This is a genomic window from Nocardioides sp. Z38_18 (genome assembly GCF_058215695.1).
This window is the reverse complement of record NZ_JBZAJE010000002.1, coordinates 299,038-319,928: the sequence shown is the minus strand read 5'-3', so window position 1 is coordinate 319,928 and position 20,891 is coordinate 299,038. Positions and strand designations below refer to the sequence as shown.

The window sequence follows — 20,891 nt, the reverse complement described above, 5'->3', positions numbered from 1 at the left end:
AAGGTTGTTCGTCCCGGTGGACGGTCTAGTCCTCTGGGGCGTCCGCGACGGCTTGTTCGGGCGTTTCCGCCCCCGGCTCGGGCGGCTGTGCTTCCGGGGCGGCCGGGGCTGGGACGACCGGGGCTGGGACGACCGGCGCAGCGGGGGCCTGCGGGGCAGGCGTCGGGGTGGGCGTCGGCTTCTGGGCCGTCTCGGGGGCCGGCTCCGGTGCCGAAGGAGAGGTGGGCATGCCTGCCGCGGGGGAGACAGGCATGCCCACGGCCGGGTGGTCGAGGGTGGGGCCGCCGGACAGGTGGTCCTGGCCGGGGCCGCCGATGAGGATGTCGTGCGCGCCGGTGCCGCGGAGCCGGTCGTCGCCGGGGCCGCCGACCAGGCAGTCCTGGCCGCTGCCGGCCTCGAGCACGTCGTCGCCACCGAGGCCCATGATGATCTGCGGTCGGGGTCCGCCGCGCAGGACGTCGTCACCGGTGGTGCCCCACAGGACGCCGTCGTAGCTCTCGCCCGGGCCGCAGGCTGCGGGCGGGTCGGGGGCCCAGACACCGGCCCCGGCGGTGCTCCGGACCTCGACGTGGTCGGAGTAGGCGGCGTACGTCGAGGGCGAACCACCGAGCGCGGCGCCGAGGGTGAGGGCGGCGAGTGCAGCTGCGGCTCCGGCCGCTGCTCTATGCGTGCGCACGGTGGTCCTCCCCGCGGGTCTGCGTCAGCGTCCTGGCCTCGATACCTGACAGGGCGCCGGGCTGGTCGATGATCCGGAGCTGCAGCGGCTGCACGTCGTGGAGCCGTTCCAGGGTGACGGCGACCGCCTCAGGTGTGGGCGTCAGGAGGAACAGGCAGCTGGTGTCGTCCTCGTGCACCACCGCGGCCGACCACCGGTCTGCGAGGTCGTCGGGGGAGAGGCCGGTGCGCGAGGTGAACCGCCGCTTGTCCAGGTGCGCCAGGACCAGCAACCGGTTGACCGCGATGTCGCCGGCCCCGGCCGTGCCGGGAGCGGCCTGCGCCTTGCGGTCCCGCAGGCCCGCGCTGAGCTGGCTCAGCGCGTAGCCGCCGAGGAGGATCATCGCGACCAGGGTGATGCCGCCCTTGCCGTGCAGGGCGTCGCGGATGGTGCCGAGGTAGGGGACGTGGAACCAGACCTGACCGCGGATCTGGTCGGGCACCACGGGGTCGAGGTCCGCCCCGCGGTTGGCGTCGCCCTTCAGGACGAACGTCGTCGGCGTCGTCGTGGTGTCGATCTTCAGGATCCGGTGGGTGATGAAGACGGGCTTGCCGGGCTCGGCCTGGTAGGTGACCACGTCGCCGACACCCAGCGTCCCGGCGTCGACCGGACGGATCACCACGACCGAGCCGACCGGGATCTCCGGTGTCATGCTGCCGGTGAGCACGGTCAGGGCGCTTCCGTGGGTGGCGCGGGGCAGCACCACCACGACAACCAGCGCGCTGATCACGAGCAGCGCGAAAGCGAGCAGGACCAGGCGGGTCACCCAGCGAGCCAGCAGCTGCGCTGCCTGCCTCGCCGTGCGGGGGGTGGTGTCCCGTGCCATGGTCCTGCTCGCTCTCGTGTCCGGTTCGGGCGGTCAGGTGGGGCCGGTGTTGGGACGGCCCCACCTGCGTGGCGCTAGGCGCTCGGAGTCTTCGGCGTGCCGGACTAAGCCTGCTCGAGCTCGAACCTGGTGATGAACGAGGCGGCGTCGCCCTGCGAGGCGTTGGAGACCTGGCGGCCGAGGTTCAGCGTCATCGACACGCAGATGCCCTGGCCGGGAGCCAGGGAGGAGAGATTCACGCCATTGAGGCCGTACTTTACGGTGCCGTCACCCGTGACCTCGTGCGCAGGCTGGGGCGCATTCAGCAAGAGGCCTTGCTGACCCGTCACGATCTTGCCAGAGGGCTGGGAGTCCTGGTTGCACAGTCCGGGGCTGTTCACCGCGTAGGAGGTGACCTGCAGGGTTGCGTCCCTGATGAACTCGCCGGCGGTCGAGGTGTCGGCGCAGTCGGGGTCCGCGAGGACCTCGGCGTTCCCGTTGCAGCCGTCCTCGATCCCCTTCACATCCTTGAGGCTGATGAACAGCTTGCCCCTGGGCGTCGAGTCGCCGTCGTTGCTGGCGACGTACACGTTGCGCTGGGTCCCGATCTGGCCTGGGGCCATCTTGACCTCGTCGAACTTGAAGTCGCTGCTCCCGTTCGGGCCGAGGTTCAGCTTCAGGACACCGGCTCCTGCCTTGTTGCCGGTGATCTCGTCGAAGTCGGACCATGCGGCCAGCGTGCTGCCGCCGGCTGCGAGGGCGATGACGGCGACGCCGGCGAGGCTGCCCCGGAGGATCTTCTTGTTCATGGTTTTTCTCCCCTGCAGATGCCGCAGTCGCGGCGGTGGTTTGCGATTGCCCAGAGCCTCGCCGTCGGGCCGCGTCCGTCGCATCACCAGAATTGTTGAAAGCGACGCGGAGCCGCGTTTCCTCAGGATTGGGGATGTCGCACGGACGTGGCGCTGGCACAGTGACGGGTCCCTGACCGACCCGAGACGAGGGATGACCTTGCGCCGCCTGCTGGTTCTGACCGCGACCGTGGTTGCCGTGCTGTGCAGCTCCGCTGCGCCTGCTACCGCCGCGGTTCCGGGCCTGCTCGTCGACGTGCCGGGTGACGGCCGGGGCTTCACTCACGAACCGGGTGCTCCGCTCCTGGACGTGGGCCGGCTGGTGCCCGGCCTGACGCGGGCGGCCACGTTCGGGCTACGCAACGACTCGCCCTCCGAAGCCCATGTCGACCTGTCCTCCTTCGGTGTCACGGACGAGGAGAACGGGTGCGTGCGACCGGAGACCCGGGAGCCGGACGAGCGCTGCGAGGCCGACGGAGGGGAGCTCTCCGGGTGGTTGCAGGTCGGGGTCGAGCGGCTGGACGAGTCGGGCCCGGTGCCGCTGTGGAGCGGCCCCTTCTCCGCGCTGGACGCGGGCGTGCGGCTGACCGACGAGATGCCCGCCGGGGCCACCTGGTCCCTGCGGATGACGGTCACGCTCCCGGAGGCCGCGACGAACTCGACGATGACCGACACCGTCTCCTTCGGCACCCGTCTGCACGCCCAGTCCGCGCACGGGGGCACCGTCGTCGCCGGTCCGCCGGGCACGGTGGGAGCCGGCGACGCCGGGCACACCCAAGTCGCCGGCCCGTCCTCCGGCTCGGCCGTCCTGGGGCCGCTGGCCGGGGGCCCGCAGGTGGCGCTGCCGATGACGGGCGCGACCGTGAGCCTGTGGGTCCTGCTGCTCGCGACGGCGCTGGTCGTCCCGGGGGCCGGGCTGGCGTGGCGGTCGAGGAAGCGGCGCGCGGTCGCGGTGCCGGCCGGTCGGCACCGCGCCTGAGGGCTCTCAGTCGAACGCCTGCCTGAGCAGGTCCACCCCTGCCTCCGCGTCCAGTCCCAGCGAGCGCAGCGTGGCCGCGTACTCGTGGGCCGCCTGGCGCGCCGCCCGGTCCACTCCGGCTCCGGTGACCACGCTGCCGGCGCGCCCACGCGTCTCGATCACGCCCAGTGCCTCCAGCTCCCGGTAGGCGCGCGCGACGGTGTTGGTCGCCAGCCCGAGGTCGCCGGCCAGGCGGCGTACGGTCGGCAGCTTGGTGCCCGGCGCCAGCTCCCCGGAGGCCACCTGGGCGCGCACCTGCTCGCGGACCTGCACGTACGGCGGCTCGGGTGACTGGGCATCGATGGTGATCACCCGCCGAGTCTCATTCGTACCACGCATTGTGTCAATCCGGCTGCGCCACCGGACCACCACGCGGTACGCCGTAGGCTGGGCCAGCGATGACCGTCTATCTCGACCACGCGGCGACGACGCCGATCCTCCCCGAAGCGGCAGCCGCGATGACTGCCCAGCTCGGCCGGGTCGGCAACGCGTCCTCCCTGCACGCCTCGGGCCGCCATGCCCGGCGGGTGGTCGAGGAGTCCCGCGAGACGATCGCCCGTGCCCTGGGGTGCCGTCCCGGTGAGGTGGTGTTCACCTCCGGCGGCACCGAGGCCGACAACCTGGCCGTCAAGGGCCTGTTCTGGTCCCGGCGCGCGGAGGACCAGCGCCGCGTGCGGATCCTGAGCACCCCGATCGAGCACCACGCCGTCCTCGACCCGCTGCTGTGGCTGGCCACCGAGGGCGCCAAGGTCGAGCTGGTCGAGGTCGACAAGCTCGGGCGCCTCGACGTCGAGGCTTTCCGGGCGACGCTGGAGGCCGACCCCGACAGCGTCGCGCTGGTGACGGTGATGTGGGCCAACAACGAGGTCGGCACGGTGCAGCCGATCCGCGAGGTCGTCGAGATCGCCCACGCGCACGGCATCCCCGTGCACACCGACGCCGTGCAGGCGCTCGGCCAGCTGCCCCTGGACTTCGAGGCGTCCGGGGTGGACGCGATGACGGTGACCGGGCACAAGATCGGTGGCCCCTACGGGGTCGGCGCCCTGCTCGTGCGGCGCGAGCTGCACCCCACCGCGCTGCTGCACGGCGGTGGCCAGGAGCGCGACATCCGCTCGGGCACGATCGACCCCCCGGCCATCGCCGGGTTCGCGGTGGCCTGCGAGCTGGCCGTCGAGCAGCAGCCCGAGCTCGCGGAGCGGCTCTCCGTGCTGCGTGAGGAGCTCGTGGCCGGCGTACGCCGCGAGGTGCCGGACGCGATCTGCAACGGCGACCCGGAACCAGGCCCCGAGCACCGGCTCCCCGGCAACGCCCACCTGGAGTTCCCCGGCTGCGAGGGCGACTCGCTGCTGATGCTGCTGGACGCGCGCGGCATCGAGTGCTCCACGGGGTCGGCCTGCGACGCCGGCGTGCCCCAGGCCTCACACGTCCTGCTCGCGATGGGCTCCTCGGAGGAGTTCGCGCGGTCCTCGCTGCGGTTCTCGCTCGGGCACACGTCCACGCAGGACGACGTGGACGCGCTCGTCGCGGCGATCGGCCCGGTCGTGGCCCGCGCCCGCAACGCGACCCAGTCCTCGAGGCGCTGATGCGGGTCCTCGCAGCCATGTCGGGCGGCGTCGACTCTGCGGTCGCCGCTGCTCGCGCCGCCGAGCAGGGCCACGACGTCACCGGCATCCACCTCGCGCTGTCCCGCAACCCGAAGTCCTACCGGACCGGTGCCCGCGGCTGCTGCACCATCGAGGACGCCAACGACGCCCGCCGCGCCGCCGACGTGATCGGGATCCCGTTCTACGTCTGGGACATGAGCGAGCGCTTCCACGAGGACGTCGTCGAGGACTTCCTCAGCGAGTACGCCGAGGGCCGTACGCCGAACCCGTGCCTGCGCTGCAACGAGAAGATCAAGTTCGCCGCGGTCCTGGACCGGGCGATCGGGCTCGGCTTCGACGCGGTGGTGACCGGGCACTACGCGCAGCTGCGCACCGGCGCCGACGGGCTGATCGAGATGCACCGGGCCGAGGACATGTCCAAGGACCAGTCCTACGTGCTCGGTGTGCTCACCCAGGACCAGCTCGCGCACTCGATGTTCCCGCTGGGGGACACCCCCAAGTCCGTGATCCGCGAGGAGGCCGCCCGGCGCGGCCTGGCGGTCGCGGCCAAGCCCGACAGCCACGACATCTGCTTCATCAGCGACGGGGACACCGGCGGCTGGCTGGCCGACAAGCTCGCCGAGTCCGGCCGAGGCGTCAACAGCGGCGGCTCGATCGTCACCGAGGACGGCGAGCGGCTCGGCGAGCACGAGGGGTCCTGGCGCTACACGATCGGGCAGCGCAAGGGCCTGCGGATCGGGACCCCTGCCGAGGACGGGAAGCCCCGCTACGTGCTCGACATCGAGCCTGTGTCCGGGACCGTCACGGTCGGCCCGCGGGAGTCCCTGGAGGTCTCCGGCCTCGAGGCGATCCGTCCCCGCTGGTGCGGCACGGCCCCTGCTCCCGGCGTACCCCTGGACTGCTCGGTGCAGCTGCGCGCCCACGGCGCCGAGCACCGCGCCCGGTTCACCGTCGTCGAGGACAACGTCGAGGTCGACCTCCTCGACCCAGCCTCCGGCATCGCCCCCGGCCAGGCCGTGGTGGTCTACGACGGCTCCCGCGTGGTCGGCTCGGCCACGATCACCTCCACCCGGCGGACGGGTCCCGTCCCCACAAATGTTGGGTTGTGACGTGTTGAGCGGCCATTTCGACGTTCCGATCCAACATTTGTGGGGTCCCGCCGGCCCCCACAGGACCACCACGTGACCGCGGCCACCGGCATCGGCTCGATGCCGGGCGTGGACTTCACCAGGTCGGTGCAGGTCGCGGCGGACGCCCTGACCGGGATGCCGTTCCTGCCCGAGCTCCCGGCCCGTGGACCGGCCGCCGACCTGACTGGGCGGGCGGCTGCGGTCGTGGCGCACCTCGGCTTCGACCTGCAGCCCGCGGGCTGGCGGCTCACCGACGCCGCCGGCGTCGACCACCGTCGGGCGCGCTCGCTCCTGGCGCAGGACCTCGACGTGCTGGAGGAGCAGCTCCAGGGCTACGCGGGTCCGCTGAAGGTCCAGGTGGCCGGGCCCTGGACGCTGGCCGCCACCGTCGAGAAGCCCCGCGGCGACAAGGTCCTCTCCGACCTCGGCGCCAGGCGCGACCTGGCGCAGGCACTCGCCGAAGGGGTCGCGGTCCACCTCGACGACGTGCAGCGCCGCGTGCCGGGCGCCGAGCTGTGGCTCCAGGTCGACGAGCCCGCGCTGCCCTACGTCCTCGGGGGACAGGTGCCCACGGCGTCGGGGTTCAGCCGGCACCGCTCGGTGAAGCCGCCGGAGGCGCAGGAGTCCCTGGAGTGGGTGCTCGGTGCGGCCGGCTCCCGCTCGACGCTGGTGCACTGCTGCGCGGCGGAGGTACCGATCGAGCTGCTGCGGCGCTCGGGTGCCGGGGGAGTCTCGGTCGACCTCGCGGTGCTGCCGGTGGACGCCTACGAGGACCTGGCCGTCGCCATCGACGAGGGCTCCACGGTCTTCCTGGGCGTGGTGGCCTCGACCGGCGAGAACGTCCCGGCCGTCAAGGCCCCGCTGGAGCGGGTGCTGCGCCTGCTCGACATGCTCGGCTTCGACCCCGAGGAGGTGGCGGGCCGGCTGGTCCTCACCCCGTCGTGCGGGATGGCGGGCGCGAGTGCGTCGTACGCCGCAGGCACGCTGCGGGCACTGCAGGAAGCGGCCGCCGAGATCGGCTGACGTGCTTGTCATCGATCCCGGCTGGGTACGACACAGGCAAACCGATGAGAAGGAGTGACATGGACGACCTGGACGGCAAGCGGATCGCCATCATCGCGACCGACTACTTCGAGGAGGCCGAGCTGGTCACGCCTCGTGACGAGCTCGCCAAGGCGGGGGCCGAGGTCAAGGTGTACTCCTCGAGCGGCAACGCGATCCAGGCGGTCGAGGGCGACACCACGCAGACCCAGAAGGTCGAGGTCGACGGCAGCCTCAGCGACGTGGACATCTCGGTGTTCGACGCCGTGGTGGTGCCCGGCGGGACCGTCAACGCGGACCACCTGCGGCTCGACGAGGACGCCCAGAGCATCGTCAAGGAGGCCTACGACGCCGACAAGGTCGTCGCGGTCATCTGTCACGGACCCTGGCTGCTGATCAACGCAGGTCTCGCCGAGGGGAACAGGCTGACCAGCTTCGGGAGCCTGGCGCTGGACCTGCAGAACGCCGGCGCGACCTGGGTCGACGAGGAGGTCGTCGTGGACGGCCCCCTGATCACCAGCCGCAACCCCGACGACCTCCCGGCGTTCGTCGAGGCGATCAGCACCGCACTGGTGGGCTGACCGCCCGGCCCCCTCAGGGGGCCGGGTCAGGGGGCCTGGGACGGCTCCGCCGGCGGGGCTCCCTCGGGCTCGCTCGAGGGAGCCGGCTGCTGCGGAAGCGGCTCGCCCGGGGCGCTGGGCTCGGGCTGCGTCGAGTTCTCCGGCTGCGCGGGACCCTCGCTGGGCTCTGAGTCCTGCTCGGGCTCCGGCGCCTGGGAGGACTCGTCCTGGGGTGTGTTGCGCTCCTCGGTGGGCTGCTGCTTCTGCGGGGCGGCCGGCTCCTTCTTGCCGACGACGTTGCCCACGGTGGTGCCCTTGCTGTCGTCCCCGCCCACGAGCGAGGAGATCGGCTGCCCGGTGACCGCCTCGAACGTGGTGATCCCGCCCAGGGCGAGCGCGGTGACGCCCACGCTCGCGATGGCGAGCTTGCCCCACGGCAGCGCACGGCGCACGGAGTCCTGGTCCTCGTCGGCCTGGTCCGCCTCCGCGTCCGCAGCCGCCTGCTCCGCCGGGGTCGGGTCGTCGGTGTTGTTCCTGGAGCGCATCGGGCCCTGGGCCACGGTCCGCGGCTGCTGGCCGGTCAGCAGCGCCGTCTGGCGCACCTGGGCGGCGCGGCGGCGTACGGCGGCGCTGGTCCGCCGCAGCGACCAGGTGTAGATCGCGGCTCCCACCGTGGCGACGATGCTGCCGACGGCGGCGCCGATGATGGTGCCGGTCACGCCTGCGAAGGAGGCGAGGACAGCGCCGGAGACGGCCGCCAGGGCGCTGCCCGCGACCTGCGCCGGGGAGATGCCTAGCTTGGGTTGTTCATCGGTTTCCTGTGCCATGTGTCCCGTGGGGTCGAGGGTGGGTCCACGTCGTATGACGCATCCGGGGTCGCAGATGTTTCGTTCCGTGGCCGTGACGTCGCCCACCATGCCTGTTCGGCTCGGCTCGCGTCGAACTGGAGTGGGTCAGTCGAGCACGCGGCCCACGGGTGCGACCCGCAGCTGCGGGACCAGGCCCAGGAGGCCGGCGACCGGCAGGATCGCGATCAGGAGCAGGGCGTAGGGCATCCCGAGCACCGACCCCAGGCCCCCGACCACTGCTGAGCCGATGCCGCCGCCGACGAGGAAGAACAGGCTGGCCACGCCGAGCGCGACGCCGCGCACGTCGTCGCCCACCGCGTCCCCGACCGCCTCCATCAGCGCGGGCTGTCCCAGGCCGAACGCCACGGTCACCACGACCACCGCGAGCACCATGAGCGTGGCCGAGGCGACGTGGGCGCCGAGCGAGGCGACGAGCATCGCGACCACGGACAGGATCGCGGCCACGGCCAGCGACCGGGTCGAGCCGACCCGGGCGAGCAACGGGCCGGCGAGCCGGGGTGCCAGCAGCCCGGCGACCGCGCTGGGGACCAGTGCCACGCCCACCTCCCACGGCTCCCAGCCCTGGCCCACCATCACGGCCGGGACCGCGATCAGCAGCCCGAACCAGGCAGCAGGGACGGCCGCGGCCGCCAGCGCGCTGCGCACGACAGCGGGGTTCCGGATGACCGTGAGCGGCAGGAAGCCGTGCGGACGGCGGCGGACCCACGCGGCCACGGCCGGTACGCCGACCACGGCCAGCACGGCGCCGACGACGCCCACGACCGGTCCGGTCGAGGGCGACTGCACCACGAGCACCACACCGGCGGCGGTCGCGGCGACCAGGGCGCCGCCGAACAGGTCGAGCCGGGCGCCACTGCCCTCGGTCGGGACCGAGCGCCACAGCAGGGGGACCAGCAGCATCCCGAGCATCGGGAGCGCGATCACCGCGCGCCAGCCGAAGAGCCCCTCGACCAGGCCGCCGGCCAGCGGGCCCAGGCAGCTCACGGCTGCCGCCAGCCCGGCCACACGCCCCAGGGCCGCGCCCTTCGCCGAGCCGGAGTAGAGCCGGCTCACCACTGCCACGCCCAGGGTGGGTACGGCGGCCGCGCCCGCGCCCTGGAAGACACGCGCCACGAGCAGCACCCCGAAGTTGGGGGCCAGCGCCCCCGCCAGCGCGCCGACGGTCATCAAGGTGACCCCGGCGACGAGGGGGAGCCGGATCCCGACGAGGTCGGAGATGCGTCCGTAGAGCGCGGTGGTCACGGCCAGCATCAGCACGTAGAGGCTGATCGCCCAGGCACCGACACCGGTGGACACGTCGAGGTCGGCGCCCATCACGGGCAGGGCGATCGCGGCCGAGGAGCTGCCCAGCCCTGCGAGCCCGAACAGCAGGCCGACGAGGAGCGGGACCCGGCGCGCGCCGGTCTCGGTTCTGGAGGAAGACATTGCGGGTAGCAACCAATTCCCGGCCGCTGGCATTCCGCTGCGGGCGCGTCGATCTTCGTTCGTCCGGCTCGGCACCTGTCGGCGCCACCCGGCAAGATGGTCCCCGTGACCGAGACGCAGAGCTCAAGTGACAACACCACGGAGCAGGACCCGCTCGCCGACCTGCGCCAGGAGCACCGTGTGCTTGCCGAGCAGGTCGAGGACGCCCGGTGGCGCTACTACGTCAAGGACGACCCGACCCTCTCCGACGCCGACTTCGACCTGTTGATGCGGCGCCTCGAGGAGCTCGAGGAGCAGGTCCCCGACCTGCGCACGCCCGACTCGCCGACGCAGAAGGTCGGGGGCGCGGTCTCCACCGAGTTCACCCCGGTCGACCACCTCGAGCGGATGGAGAGCCTGGACAACGCGTTCTCCTTCGAGGAGCTCGAGAGCTGGGCCGCTCGCCTCGGGCGTGACGGCGTCACGGACCCGGCGTACCTGTGCGAGCTGAAGGTGGACGGCCTCGCGATCAACCTGCTCTACGAGGACGGCCGGCTGGTGCGTGCCCTGACCCGTGGCGACGGCCGCACCGGCGAGGACGTGACCCCCAACGTCAAGACGATCGACTCCATCCCGCACCGGCTGAAGTCCAGCGAGGAGTTCCCGGTCCCGGAGCTGATCGAGGTCCGCGGCGAGGTGTTCTTGCCGGTGAAGGCCTTCGAGCGGCTCAACGAGGCGATGGTCGACGCCGGCAAGCCGATGTTCGCCAACCCCCGCAACGCGGCCGCGGGCTCCCTGCGCCAGAAGGACCCCAAGGTCACCGCGACCCGGGCGGTCGGGATGGTCTGCCACGGCATCGGGGCTCGCCGGGGCTTCGAGCCGAAGGCCCAGTCGCAGGCGTACGCCGCACTGCGGGCCTGGGGCCTGCCGACCAGCGACCGCGCGAAGGTCGTCCAGGGGCTCAAGGCCGTGGAGGAGTTCGTCGAGCACTACGGCGAGCACCGCCACGACGTGGAGCACGAGATCGACGGTGTTGTGGTGAAGGTCGACGACGTCAGCCTGCAGCGGCGGCTGGGCTCGACGAGCCGAGCACCCCGGTGGGCGATCGCGTACAAGTACCCGCCCGAGGAGGTCAACGCCAAGCTCCTCGCGATCGAGGTCAACACCGGCCGCACCGGCCGGGTGACCCCGTTCGGGGTGATGGAGCCGACCAAGGTGGCCGGCTCCACGGTCGAGATGGCCACCCTGCACAACGCCCACGAGGTCAAGCGCAAGGACGTGCGCCCCGGCGACACCGTGATCCTGCGCAAGGCCGGCGACGTGATCCCCGAGATCCTCGGGCCGGTCCTCGGCCTGCGTCCCGAGGGCCTGGCGGAGTGGGTGATGCCCACCGAGTGCCCGGCCTGCGGCACGCCCCTGGCCCAGGAGAAGGAGGGCGACAAGGACCTGCGCTGCCCCAACCACCAGTTCTGCTCCGCCCAGGTGCGCGAGCGCGTCTTCCACGTCGCCGGGCGCGGCGCCTTCGACATCGAGGGCCTCGGCTACGAGGCCGCGGTGGCACTGCTGGACGCGGGGGTGATCGACAACGAGGGCGACGTGTTCGACCTCGGCGCCGAGAAGCTGCTCCGGGCCCCGCTGTTCACCCGGGCGCCGAAGAAGGGCGAGGGCGACCAACCGGTGCTCTCCGCCAACGGCCGGCGGCTGCTGGACAACCTCGACAAGGCCAAGCAGGCGCCGCTGTGGCGGGTCCTGGTCGCGCTCTCCATCCGCCACGTCGGTCCCACGGCGGCCCGGGCGCTGGCGGGGGAGTTCGGCTCGATGGAGTCCATCCGTGGCGCCTCCGAGGCCGAGCTCGCCGCGGCCGAGGGGGTCGGGCCCACGATCGCGGAGGCCGTGGTGGCCTGGTTCGCGGTCGACTGGCACCGCGCGATCGTCGACAAGTGGGAGGCCGCCGGGGTCACCATGGCCGACGAGCGCGACGAGTCCACCCCGAGGACCCTCGAGGGCAAGACCCTGGTCGTGACCGGGTCGCTGGTCGAGTTCAGCCGCGACGGCGCCAAGGAGGCGATCCTGTCCCGGGGCGGGAAGGCGTCCTCGAGCGTGTCCAAGAAGACCGACTACGTGGTGGTGGGGGAGAGCCCCGGCTCGAAGGCGGAGAAGGCCGAGCAGCTCGGCGTGCCGATCCTGGACGAGGCCGGGTTCAAGCGGCTGCTCGAGAACGGCTCGGTGTGAGGCTCAGCCCTTCGCCGCCGCGACGACCAGCTTCGCGACGGCGGCCTGCTCCGCGGCGAACGGGTGGTAGGCCGCTGCCCGCTTCTGGTCGGTGACCGCACCGTTGAACCACGGGTCCTTGGAGCAGATGCCGTGTCCCTTGCTGGCGCCGAACACGTCGACGTAGGTCGCCCCGGTCGTCTCCGCGGACTCCCGCAGCATCGTGACCATCGCGCGGTTGATCTTCGCCGCGTAGGCGTAGTCGCCCCGGGCCAGTGGCAGCTGGGCGCAGGTCTCGTCGGCGGTGATGATCTCCGGGTAGCCGACCACCAGGAGCTTCGCGTCGGGGGAGCGCCGCTGCACCTCGCGCACGGCGGAGGTGATCCGCGGTGCCGTCTGCGCCAGGGTCGCGAGCAGTCTGTCCTCGCCGCCCGCCGTCATCTCCTGCTCGCACGGGGCGCCGGCCGGGTCCTGGGCCCGCAGCTCGGTGCACCGGCTCACCAGCTGGTTGAACACGCCGCCGTCGTTGCCGCCGATCCCGATGGTCACCAGGTCGGTCCCGGCCTCGAGCGCGGAGAGCTGGGGGGCCACTCCGGCGTACTGGCTGGCGATGAGGTGCTTGGTCTCCGCGGCGCCACAGCTGCGGTCCACGAGCGTGACGCCGAGCTCGCGCGCCGCCAGCGTGGGGTAGTTGTTCGAGGACCGGAAGCAGCCGTTGGCCACGTCGGTGACCGGCACCAGCGGGGCGGAGGTGTAGGAGTCGCCCAGCGCGACGTAGGTCATCGACCCGGCAGGGGCGGACGGGGCGTTCTCCTCGGTGCTCGCAGCATTCTTGCTGCCGGTGGAGGAGCAGGCGCTCACGACGAGGAGCAGGGCGAAGAGCAGCGCGGTCAACCGCAGTGCTGACGCAGGTTCGGGCCGGTACATGTGCCTCCAGTCTGTGGTCCCGACCGTATCCGCCGCCTGGTGGGGAACTGCGCCCCGCCCTTTCGTCCAAGACGCGAGGGGGACGCCTCACCGATGATGGATGGCATGGACATCGAGGATCGCGCCACCTTCCAGGCTCTGCTCGACCAGTGGGCGGAAGCCATCGTCTCCAACGACTCGGTGAGGATCGGCTCCTTCGCCGAGCCTGACTGGGTGATCGTCGGGCCCGAAGGTGGGCCGGGGGATCGGGGGTCGTTCCTCGCGATGGTCGAGTCAGGCGACCTGACCCACTCCGAGATGGCCTTCGAGCTGCTCGACGCCAGGGTGTACGGCGACATCGCCGTCGTCCTGTCCCACGGCACCAACCGCGGGGAGTGGCGCAACGAGCCGTTCGCGGCCGACGAGTGGACCACCGACGTCTTCGTCCGCCGACCTGGAGGCTGGCGCTGTGCCTGCACGGCGCTGACCCCGAACCAGGCGGCCCGGCCCGACCCGCCCGGAAGTGGGGCGTGACGCGCCACATCTAGGATGGTGCCCATGCTTGCTATTGCTGGGTCGACCCATGCCTGAGCCCACCGAGGGGATCACCCGCGAGGAGGTCCGCCACCTCGCGGACCTCGCGCGGATCGACCTCGACGACGCGGAGCTGGACCACCTGGCTCCGCAGCTCTCGGTGATCCTGGAGTCCGTTGCCTCGATCAGCGAGGTCGCGGCTGACGACATCCCGCCGACCTCGCACCCGCTGCCGGTGGTGAACCGGTTCCGCGAGGACGTCGTACGTCCCTCGCTCACCCCCGAACAGGCGCTCTCCGGTGCCCCTGCGGTCGAGGGCCAGCGTTTCGCCGTTCCCCGCATCCTGGGTGACGAGCAGTGAGCGCCGCGAAGAGTCTTCCCCTGGTCCAGCGCAGCGGTGCTGCCCTGGCTGAGGCGCTCGCATCGGGCGAGACCACCAGCGTCGAGCTGACCCAGGCGTTCCTCGACCGGATCGCTGCGGTCGACGGCGAGGTCAACGCGTTCCTGCAGGTCGACGCCGAGGGCGCCCTCGCCGCGGCCGCGGCCTCCGACGAGCGCCGGGCCGCGGGCCGGCTCGCGTCGCCGCTGGACGGTGTCCCCGTCGCGGTCAAGGACGTGCTCACCACCGAGGGCCTGGTCACCACCTGCGGCTCCAAGATCCTCGAGGGCTGGGTGCCGCCGTACGACGCCACCGTGGTCGCCCGGCTCAAGGCAGCCGGCCTGCCGATCCTGGGCAAGACCAACATGGACGAGTTCGCGATGGGCTCCTCCACCGAGCACTCCGCCTACGGACCGACCCACAACCCCTGGGACCTCGACCGGATCCCGGGCGGGTCCGGTGGTGGTTCCGCAGCCGCGGTCGCGGCCTTTGAGGCCCCGCTCGCGATCGGCACCGACACGGGTGGCTCGATCCGCCAGCCGGGTGCGGTCACCGGCACGGTCGGGGTGAAGCCGACCTACGGCGGCGTCTCGCGCTACGGCCTGGTCGCGATGGCCAACTCGCTCGACCAGGCGGGGCCGGTGACGCGCACCGTGCTCGACGCCGCCCTGCTCCACGAGATCATCGGCGGCCACGACCCGCTCGACTCCACCAGCATCGACCAGCCCGTCCCGCCGGTGGTCGACTCCGCCACCTCGGGCGCGCTGGGCGACCTCAGCGGCCTGCGGGTCGGCGTGGTCACCGAGCTCGGCGGCGAGGGCTACCAGCCCGGCGTGCAGCAGCGCTTCGATGAGGCGGTCGAGCTGCTCGTCAAGGCCGGGGCCGAGGTCGTGCAGGTCTCCTGCCCGAGCTTCGTGCACGCGCTCGCGGCGTACTACCTGATCATGCCGAGCGAGGCCTCCTCCAACCTCGCCCGCTTCGACGCGATGCGCTACGGCCTCCGGGTCCTGCCCGAGGGCGTGGACGCGCCCAGCGCCGAGGAGGTCATGCGCGCCACCCGCGACCAGGGCTTCGGCGACGAGGTCAAGCGCCGCATCATCCTGGGCACCTACGCCCTCTCCAGCGGCTACTACGACGCCTACTACGGCCAGGCCCAGAAGGTGCGCACCCTGATCAGTCGCGACTTCGAGGCCGCGTTCGAGCAGGCCGACGTGCTCGTCTCGCCCACGTCGCCGACGACGGCCTTCAAGCTCGGCGAGAAGCTCGACGACCCGCTGGCGATGTACCTCAACGACATCGCCACCATCCCGGCCAACCTCGCCGGCATCCCGGGCATCTCGCTGCCGGTCGGGCTCGCCGAGGAGGACGGCCTCCCCGTGGGGCTGCAGGTCCTGGCGCCGGCCCTGGCTGACGACCGGCTCTACCGCGTCGGCGCTGCCCTGGAGGCCGTGCTCGAGCAGCAGTGGGGCGGCCCGATGCTCGATCCCGACAAGCTCGACGACCAGCTCGACAAGCTCGACAAGGGGCTCACACGATGACCAGCTCAGCCACGACGGTCGAGAACCTGTCCTTCGAGGAGGCGCTCGAGAAGTTCGACCCGGCGATGGGCCTCGAGGTCCACGTCGAGCTGAACACCAACACCAAGATGTTCTGCGGCTGCCCGGCGCACTTCGGCGGCGAGCCCAACACCCACACCTGCCCCACGTGCCTGGGCCTGCCCGGCTCGATGCCGGTGGTCAACGCCAAGGCCGTGGAGTCGGCGATCCGGATCGGCCTCGCGCTGAACTGCTCGATCGCGGAGTGGTGCCGGTTCGCCCGGAAGAACTACTTCTACCCGGACATGCCGAAGAACTTCCAGACCAGCCAGTACGACGAGCCGATCGCCTTCGACGGCTGGACCGACGTCGAGATCGCCGGCCCGGACGGCCCGGAGACCTTCCGCGTGGAGATCGAGCGCGCGCACATGGAGGAGGACACCGGCAAGTCGCTGCACGTCGGCGGCTCCACCGGGCGCATCCACGGCGCCGACTACTCGCTGGTGGACTACAACCGTGCGGGCATCCCGCTGATCGAGATCGTCACCCGGCCGATCATGGGCGCGCGTGAGAAGGCGCCGGCAGTGGCCCGTGCCTACGTCGCCCAGCTGCGCGAGCTTTTGCTCGGGCTCGGCGTCTCCGACGTACGGATGGAGCAGGGGTCGTTGCGCTGCGACGTCAACCTGTCGCTGGCCCCGGCCGGGACCGGCGCTCTGGGCACCCGCACCGAGACCAAGAACGTGAACTCGCTGCGCTCGGTCGAACGGGCCGCTCGCTACGAGATCGGCCGCCAGGCCGCGATCCTCGCCTCCGGTGGCTCGATCCTGCAGGAGACCCGGCACTGGCACGAGGACACCGGGGTCACCACCTCGGGCCGTGAGAAGTCCGACGCCGACGACTATCGCTACTTCCCCGAGCCCGACCTGGTGCCGGTCGCGCCCGACCCCGAATGGGTCGAGCAGCTTCGGCTGGCACTGCCCGAGCCTCCCCGCGAGCGCCGCGCCCGGCTGCAGGCCGAGTGGGGCTTCTCCGAGCTCGAGATGCGCGACACCGTCGGCGCCGGGGCGCTGCCGCTAGTGGAGGAGACCATCGCCGCCGGCGCCTCGCCGCAGAGCGCCCGGAAGTGGTGGCTCTCCGAGCTCGCCCGCCGCGCCAACGAGCTCGGCACCGAGCTCTCCGCGCTGCCGATCACCCCGGTCGGGGTGGCCCGGATCCAGGCCCTGGTCGACGAGGGCGCGATCAACGACAAGCTGGCCCGCCAGGTCTTTGACGGCGTGCTCGCCGGTGAGGGGACCCCCGACGAGGTGGTCGCGGCCCGCGGGCTCGCGATCGTCTCCGACGACGGTGCCCTCGGCGCCGCGGTCGACCGCGCGATCGAGTCCAACCCCGACGTGGCCGACAAGATCCGCGACGGGAAGGTGGCCGCCGCCGGTGCCCTGATCGGCGCGGTGATGAAGGAGATGCGCGGCCAGGCCGACGCCGGCCGGGTCCGCGAGCTCATCCTGGAACGCCTCGCCTAGCCAGTCCCAGCAGCGAGGTCGTCGAGGTACGCCGGGGCACGCGACCCCATGGTGGTCGAGCAGCGAGCCAGCACATGGTGGTCGAGCAGCGAGCGCAGCGAGCGGATAGTCGAGACGAGCGGATAGTCGAGACCACTCGGGGTGACTCGATACGCACCCGTACGCCGGGGCACGCGACCCATGGTGGTCGAGCAGCGAGCGAAGCGAGCGGATAGTCGAGACCACTCAGGGTGACCCGAAAGGCAGCCGTACGCCGGGGCACGCGACCCCATGGTGGTCGAGCAGCGAGCGAAGCGAGCGGATAGTCGAGACCACTCCAGGCGACTCGACAGGCAGCCGTACGCCGGGGCACGCGACGCATGGTGGTCGAGCGGATAGTCGAGACCACTCGGGGTGACGGACCTGCTCGGCGGTGACCCCCGTGCGGGTGCTCTCGACCCGGGCGATGTGGAGGCCGTCGCCGCGGATCGCTGCGTCGGAGAGATGCACGTGCAGGATCACCTGGCGGGGTCTCGACTGGCCGCTCGCTTCGCTCGCTGCTCGACCACCTTGGGGTCGCCGGACGCCCGACCCGAGGCTCGTCGTACCTCTGCCCTCCGGCTCGCCTGGCGTGGTCTCGACTGGCCGCTCGCTGCGCTCGCTGCTCGACCACCTTGGGGTCGTGAGACGCCCGATCGGAGGGTCGTCGTACCCTGCCTCCCGCCGCACCCGGCGTGGTCGCGAAAGGCTGCGCTCGCTGCTCGACCACCTTGGGGTCGCGTACGCCCGGCCCACCACCTGGCGTGTCTGTTCACGCCCGCTCGGCGTGCTACGGTCCGGCCAGCCCCGTCGGGGCCACAACTCCACATCCATCACGTTCGTCGTTGGGGAAAGCCGGTCCAAGTCCGGCGCTGACCCGCAACCGTAGGTCGTCATCTGTTCGCAGTGACGACGAGCCGGAGCACCCACTTCAGACGTCTTCGAACACACGCTGTCGTGGAAAGCAGCGGGTGGTCCACGAGTCATGTGTGCCTCCCGCTGTGCAGCGGGAAGGAACCAACTCATGCGCACAACTGCGCGCACCACCACCAGGCTCGGGGCGTACGTCGCCTCCGCAGGCCTGGTCATCTCCGGCGCGATCCTCGCCACCACGCCCGCCCAGGCCGCCCCGCGCGACCCGGTGGGTGTCCAGACAGGGGCAGCCTGGCTGGTCGCTCAGGCCAGCAACGGCCTGCTGCAGAGCGGCTACGCGGACGCCGGCTCAGGGGACTGGGTCCTCTACGACGACCAGGGCCTGACCATCGACGCCGTCGAGTCCCTCGTCGAGGCTGGCCAGCAGCCGGCAGCGGTCCAGAAGATGACCGACGCGGTCGAGGACGACGCAGCGGAGTACGCCGGCTACGGGCCCGGTCAGGCCGCCAAGCTGCTGGTCCTCGCAGACCTGGCCGGGCGCAACCCCGCCACCTTCGGTCCCGGGGACCTGGTCGGGCGGGTCGAGTCCAAGGTGGACACCAGCACCGGCCGGGCGGGGGCGCTCACCGGCGCCTACGACAGTGTCGTCTCCCAGGTCTTCGCGGCGCGCGCCCTCGCGACCGCGGGATCGACCAAGGCCGCGGACGTCACCTCGTTCCTGCTCCGCCAGCAGTGTCCCTCGGGCTACCTGCGTGACTCGTTCACCACCGGCAACGACTGCGTCGAGGGCACCAGTGCCCCCTCCGTCGACGCCACGGCGCTCGCTGTGGTCGAGCTGGCGTCGGTCACCGGGAACCCGGCCGTGTCGGCCGCGGTGGCCAAGGCGCGGCGTTGGCTGGCCGGCCAGCAGCGGGCCGACGGCTCGTGGAGCGCGTCCGGCGCCGGCAACGCGAACGCGACCGGCCTCGCGGCACGCGCCCTCGGTGGGAACGCCGCGTCGGAGAAGGCAGCGGCCTGGCTCTACCGGCACCAGGCTCGCCACGGTGGCCCCGCCCGCCTGGCAGCCGAGATCGGGGCGGTCGCCGTGGACGACGCGAGCTACCAGGAGGCTGCGGCCGACGGCCTCGACGAGCGCAGCCGGACGGTGTTCGTCCGTGCCACCGCGCAGAGCCTCTCGGCCCTGCGGTGGCTGCCGTCCTCCGCGACCGGGTCGCTGAGCCTGGTGGCTCCCGCGGACTACCGGAAGGCGAGGAGCACGCTCACGCTGAGCGTCTCGGGCACCAGGGCGGGTCACCGGCTGACGCTGTCCGGCCCGGGTGTCGCCACCACGACCGGCACGGCCACCGGCCCCACCTGGAGGAAGAACGTCACCCTGCCCGCGGGTACGGCGACCCGCACCTACACCGTCGTCGACGACCACGGGCACCGCGCCTCGCGCACGGTCAAGGTGCTGGGCGCGAAGAAGTTGGCGGTGCGGACCTCGAAGAAGCGCATCAAGCGCTCCCGGCTGGTCACCGTCACCGTGGCCGGGCTGGCACCGGGTGAGAAGACGACCGTGTACTACAAGGGCAAGCCCACCCGTCGCGGGGTCGCCTCACCGAAGGGTGTGTTCAAGGCGCAGTTCCGGGTCGGCCGCGCCAAGGGCGTCAAACGGATTGCCGCCTACGGAGCCTTCGGCGACATCCGCCGCGGTGCCCGGACGATCCGCGTGGTCCGGTGACCTCGCGGATGCGCAGGCACACCCTCACCGGGCTGGTCGTCACGGCGCTCGCCGTGGCGGCCGGCCTGGTGGGAGTCGTGCCGCCAGCGTCGGCAGCACAGTGCAGCGCGGCCGGTGGCGTCAGCGTGGTCGTCGACTTCGGGCGTGGCGCGGGAGGCGGCGTCCAGACCGCGTGTGCGCCCGACGGAGGTGGGAAGTACGCCAGCACGATCTTTCCCTCAGCCGGGTTCCCGCTGGAGTACGTCGGCGGCTCGGGCGGCTTCGTGTGCCGGGTGAAGTCCGCGCCCGCGGGCGCCGACTGCTCCACCACCTCGCCTGCGGACGCCTACTGGGGGCTGTTCTGGGCGAAGAAGGGCGCCTCCACTTGGAGCTATGCGAGCGCGGGGGTGTCCACCCTGAAGGTCCCCGACGGCGGGTCGGTGGCGTGGAGCTTCCAGAACGGCGGCGACACCGACGTTCCTGGTGTGCCTCCTTCTGCCAGGGCCCCGGTGGCCCCGACCAAGGCCCCGACCAAGGCACCGGCCGAGCCGAGCAAACCGAGCAAGCCGGCCGCCCCGAGCAAGCCGACCAAGCCGACCAAGCCGACCAAGGCGCCCGGCGAGGCCCCGGACCAGGGGAACGTGCAGGCGCCGACGGCGAAGCCACAGGTCCCGGGCCAGTCCGGGCCGGCACGACCGGCGGCCTCGGGGGTCCCGTCGGCAGCGGTTCCCTCGGCGGGCGCGAGTGTCTCCACGAACGCTCCTTCGGCGTTGGGGTCGCCGTCCACGAGCCCCGACAGCGGTGCGACCCCGGCGGCCGGTTCCGGAGGTGACGCGGGGGAGGGCCTCGCCAGCGCCACCACGGACGGGTCGCTCGGGGACCGGGAGGACGGCGGGCTGCCGCTGTGGGTGCCGGCGACGTTGATCGTCGTACTCGCCGGCGCCGCTGGCGGAGGGGTGTGGCTGCGCAACCGGAGGGGTGCCTAGGACCTCTCGCCTCTCCCGGCTCAGACCTCCCTGAACTGGTGTTACGGTTGCCCGGCCTTCGGGCACCCACTACAAGTCAATGTCACGCCCGCAGACGGGGGAAGCCGGTGCAACTCCGGCGCTGACCCGCAACCGTGAGCCGCCTCGTGCGGCGAGCCGGAGCACCCGATGTGGACGTCACTCCACGCACGCTGTCGCGGAACGCAGCGGGTGGCCCTGTCCTGGTGGCAGTCGCT

Annotated in this window: 19 protein-coding genes and 1 riboswitch; of the genes, 12 read left to right on the top strand and 7 right to left on the bottom strand. The window is 72.2% G+C overall.

The window, feature by feature from the left end; genetic code table 11:
* Window positions 1-25: 25 nt before the first annotated feature.
* The 3 genes from AC4BGC_RS12675 to AC4BGC_RS12665 all read right to left on the bottom strand — a co-directional run bounded on the left by AC4BGC_RS12675 (window position 26) and on the right by AC4BGC_RS12665 (window position 2,329).
* The gene (locus AC4BGC_RS12675) at window positions 26-676 is read right to left on the bottom strand and encodes a calcium-binding protein (RefSeq protein ID WP_490556114.1); all 651 of its coding nucleotides are present in this window, start codon (window positions 674-676) and stop codon (window positions 26-28) included.
* Window positions 663-1,541, bottom strand: a complete 879-nt coding sequence (locus AC4BGC_RS12670; protein WP_490556113.1) for a signal peptidase I — start codon at window positions 1,539-1,541, stop codon at window positions 663-665. Before AC4BGC_RS12670 ends, AC4BGC_RS12675 begins: the two co-directional genes overlap by 14 nt.
* Before the next feature lie 104 nt (window positions 1,542-1,645).
* The gene (locus tag AC4BGC_RS12665; protein WP_490556112.1) at window positions 1,646-2,329 is read right to left on the bottom strand and encodes a SipW-dependent-type signal peptide-containing protein; all 684 of its coding nucleotides are present in this window, start codon (window positions 2,327-2,329) and stop codon (window positions 1,646-1,648) included.
* 193 nt (window positions 2,330-2,522) lie between these two features.
* Between AC4BGC_RS12665 and AC4BGC_RS12660 the strand changes: the two genes are divergently transcribed.
* Entirely contained in the window at window positions 2,523-3,347 is an 825-nt protein-coding gene (locus tag AC4BGC_RS12660) for a hypothetical protein (protein ID WP_490556111.1), read from the top strand.
* A 6-nt stretch (window positions 3,348-3,353) separates the two neighbouring features.
* On the opposite strand, the gene AC4BGC_RS12655 is transcribed toward AC4BGC_RS12660, so the two are convergent.
* Window positions 3,354-3,698, bottom strand: a complete 345-nt coding sequence (locus AC4BGC_RS12655; protein ID WP_490548090.1) for a GntR family transcriptional regulator — start codon at window positions 3,696-3,698, stop codon at window positions 3,354-3,356.
* Window positions 3,699-3,784: 86 nt separating this feature from the next.
* Here AC4BGC_RS12655 and AC4BGC_RS12650 point away from each other — a divergent pair, with 86 nt between their 5' ends.
* The 4 genes from AC4BGC_RS12650 (at window position 3,785) to AC4BGC_RS12635 (ending at window position 7,742) form a co-directional block, all read left to right on the top strand.
* Entirely contained in the window at window positions 3,785-4,969 is a 1,185-nt protein-coding gene (locus AC4BGC_RS12650; RefSeq protein ID WP_490556109.1) for a cysteine desulfurase family protein, read from the top strand.
* Window positions 4,969-6,099 carry a tRNA 2-thiouridine(34) synthase MnmA gene (gene mnmA / locus AC4BGC_RS12645; protein WP_490556108.1) on the top strand — a complete coding sequence of 377 codons (1,131 nt, stop codon included), beginning with the start codon at window positions 4,969-4,971 and terminating at the stop codon, window positions 6,097-6,099. The genes AC4BGC_RS12650 and mnmA overlap by 1 nt, the downstream gene beginning before the upstream one ends.
* A 72-nt stretch (window positions 6,100-6,171) precedes the next feature.
* Window positions 6,172-7,143 carry a uroporphyrinogen decarboxylase/cobalamine-independent methonine synthase family protein gene (locus AC4BGC_RS12640; protein WP_490556106.1) on the top strand — a complete coding sequence of 324 codons (972 nt, stop codon included), beginning with the start codon at window positions 6,172-6,174 and terminating at the stop codon, window positions 7,141-7,143.
* A 59-nt stretch (window positions 7,144-7,202) separates the two neighbouring features.
* Window positions 7,203-7,742 carry a type 1 glutamine amidotransferase domain-containing protein gene (locus AC4BGC_RS12635; RefSeq protein WP_490556105.1) on the top strand — a complete coding sequence of 180 codons (540 nt, stop codon included), beginning with the start codon at window positions 7,203-7,205 and terminating at the stop codon, window positions 7,740-7,742.
* A 26-nt stretch (window positions 7,743-7,768) separates the two neighbouring features.
* On the opposite strand, the gene AC4BGC_RS12630 is transcribed toward AC4BGC_RS12635, so the two are convergent.
* The gene (locus AC4BGC_RS12630; RefSeq protein ID WP_490556103.1) at window positions 7,769-8,548 is read right to left on the bottom strand and encodes a hypothetical protein; all 780 of its coding nucleotides are present in this window, start codon (window positions 8,546-8,548) and stop codon (window positions 7,769-7,771) included.
* Window positions 8,549-8,674: 126 nt separating this feature from the next.
* The gene (locus AC4BGC_RS12625; RefSeq protein WP_490548097.1) at window positions 8,675-10,015 is read right to left on the bottom strand and encodes an MFS transporter; all 1,341 of its coding nucleotides are present in this window, start codon (window positions 10,013-10,015) and stop codon (window positions 8,675-8,677) included.
* A gap of 96 nt (window positions 10,016-10,111) precedes the next feature.
* On the opposite strand from AC4BGC_RS12625, the gene ligA reads away from it, so the two are divergent.
* Window positions 10,112-12,226, top strand: coding sequence for an NAD-dependent DNA ligase LigA (gene ligA, locus AC4BGC_RS12620; RefSeq protein ID WP_490556102.1), 2,115 nt, complete (start codon window positions 10,112-10,114; stop codon window positions 12,224-12,226).
* Window positions 12,227-12,229: 3 nt separating this feature from the next.
* On the opposite strand, the gene AC4BGC_RS12615 is transcribed toward ligA, so the two are convergent.
* On the bottom strand, window positions 12,230-13,132 hold the full coding sequence (locus tag AC4BGC_RS12615) for an SGNH/GDSL hydrolase family protein (protein WP_490556100.1): 903 nt from the start codon (window positions 13,130-13,132) through the stop codon (window positions 12,230-12,232).
* A gap of 105 nt (window positions 13,133-13,237) precedes the next feature.
* Between AC4BGC_RS12615 and AC4BGC_RS12610 the strand changes: the two genes are divergently transcribed.
* The 6 genes from AC4BGC_RS12610 (at window position 13,238) to AC4BGC_RS12585 (ending at window position 20,655) form a co-directional block, all read left to right on the top strand.
* Window positions 13,238-13,645, top strand: coding sequence for a nuclear transport factor 2 family protein (locus AC4BGC_RS12610; RefSeq protein WP_490556097.1), 408 nt, complete (start codon window positions 13,238-13,240; stop codon window positions 13,643-13,645).
* A gap of 49 nt (window positions 13,646-13,694) precedes the next feature.
* Window positions 13,695-14,006, top strand: a complete 312-nt coding sequence (gatC, locus tag AC4BGC_RS12605) for an Asp-tRNA(Asn)/Glu-tRNA(Gln) amidotransferase subunit GatC (protein WP_490556096.1) — start codon at window positions 13,695-13,697, stop codon at window positions 14,004-14,006.
* Complete coding sequence (gene gatA / locus AC4BGC_RS12600) at window positions 14,003-15,562, top strand: Asp-tRNA(Asn)/Glu-tRNA(Gln) amidotransferase subunit GatA (RefSeq protein ID WP_490556094.1); 1,560 nt, start codon at window positions 14,003-14,005, stop codon at window positions 15,560-15,562. Before gatC ends, gatA begins: the two co-directional genes overlap by 4 nt.
* Window positions 15,559-17,079: an Asp-tRNA(Asn)/Glu-tRNA(Gln) amidotransferase subunit GatB gene (gene gatB, locus AC4BGC_RS12595; RefSeq protein WP_490556092.1), complete on the top strand. Its 1,521-nt coding sequence runs from the start codon at window positions 15,559-15,561 to the stop codon at window positions 17,077-17,079. Before gatA ends, gatB begins: the two co-directional genes overlap by 4 nt.
* Before the next feature lie 1,042 nt (window positions 17,080-18,121).
* The gene (locus AC4BGC_RS12590; RefSeq protein WP_490556090.1) at window positions 18,122-19,690 is read left to right on the top strand and encodes a prenyltransferase/squalene oxidase repeat-containing protein; all 1,569 of its coding nucleotides are present in this window, start codon (window positions 18,122-18,124) and stop codon (window positions 19,688-19,690) included.
* A complete protein-coding gene (locus tag AC4BGC_RS12585; RefSeq protein WP_490556089.1) occupies window positions 19,687-20,655 on the top strand; it encodes a hypothetical protein in 969 nt (322 codons plus the stop codon). Before AC4BGC_RS12590 ends, AC4BGC_RS12585 begins: the two co-directional genes overlap by 4 nt.
* 27 nt (window positions 20,656-20,682) lie before the next feature.
* Window positions 20,683-20,830: riboswitch (cobalamin riboswitch) on the top strand.
* Window positions 20,831-20,891 lie beyond the last annotated feature (61 nt).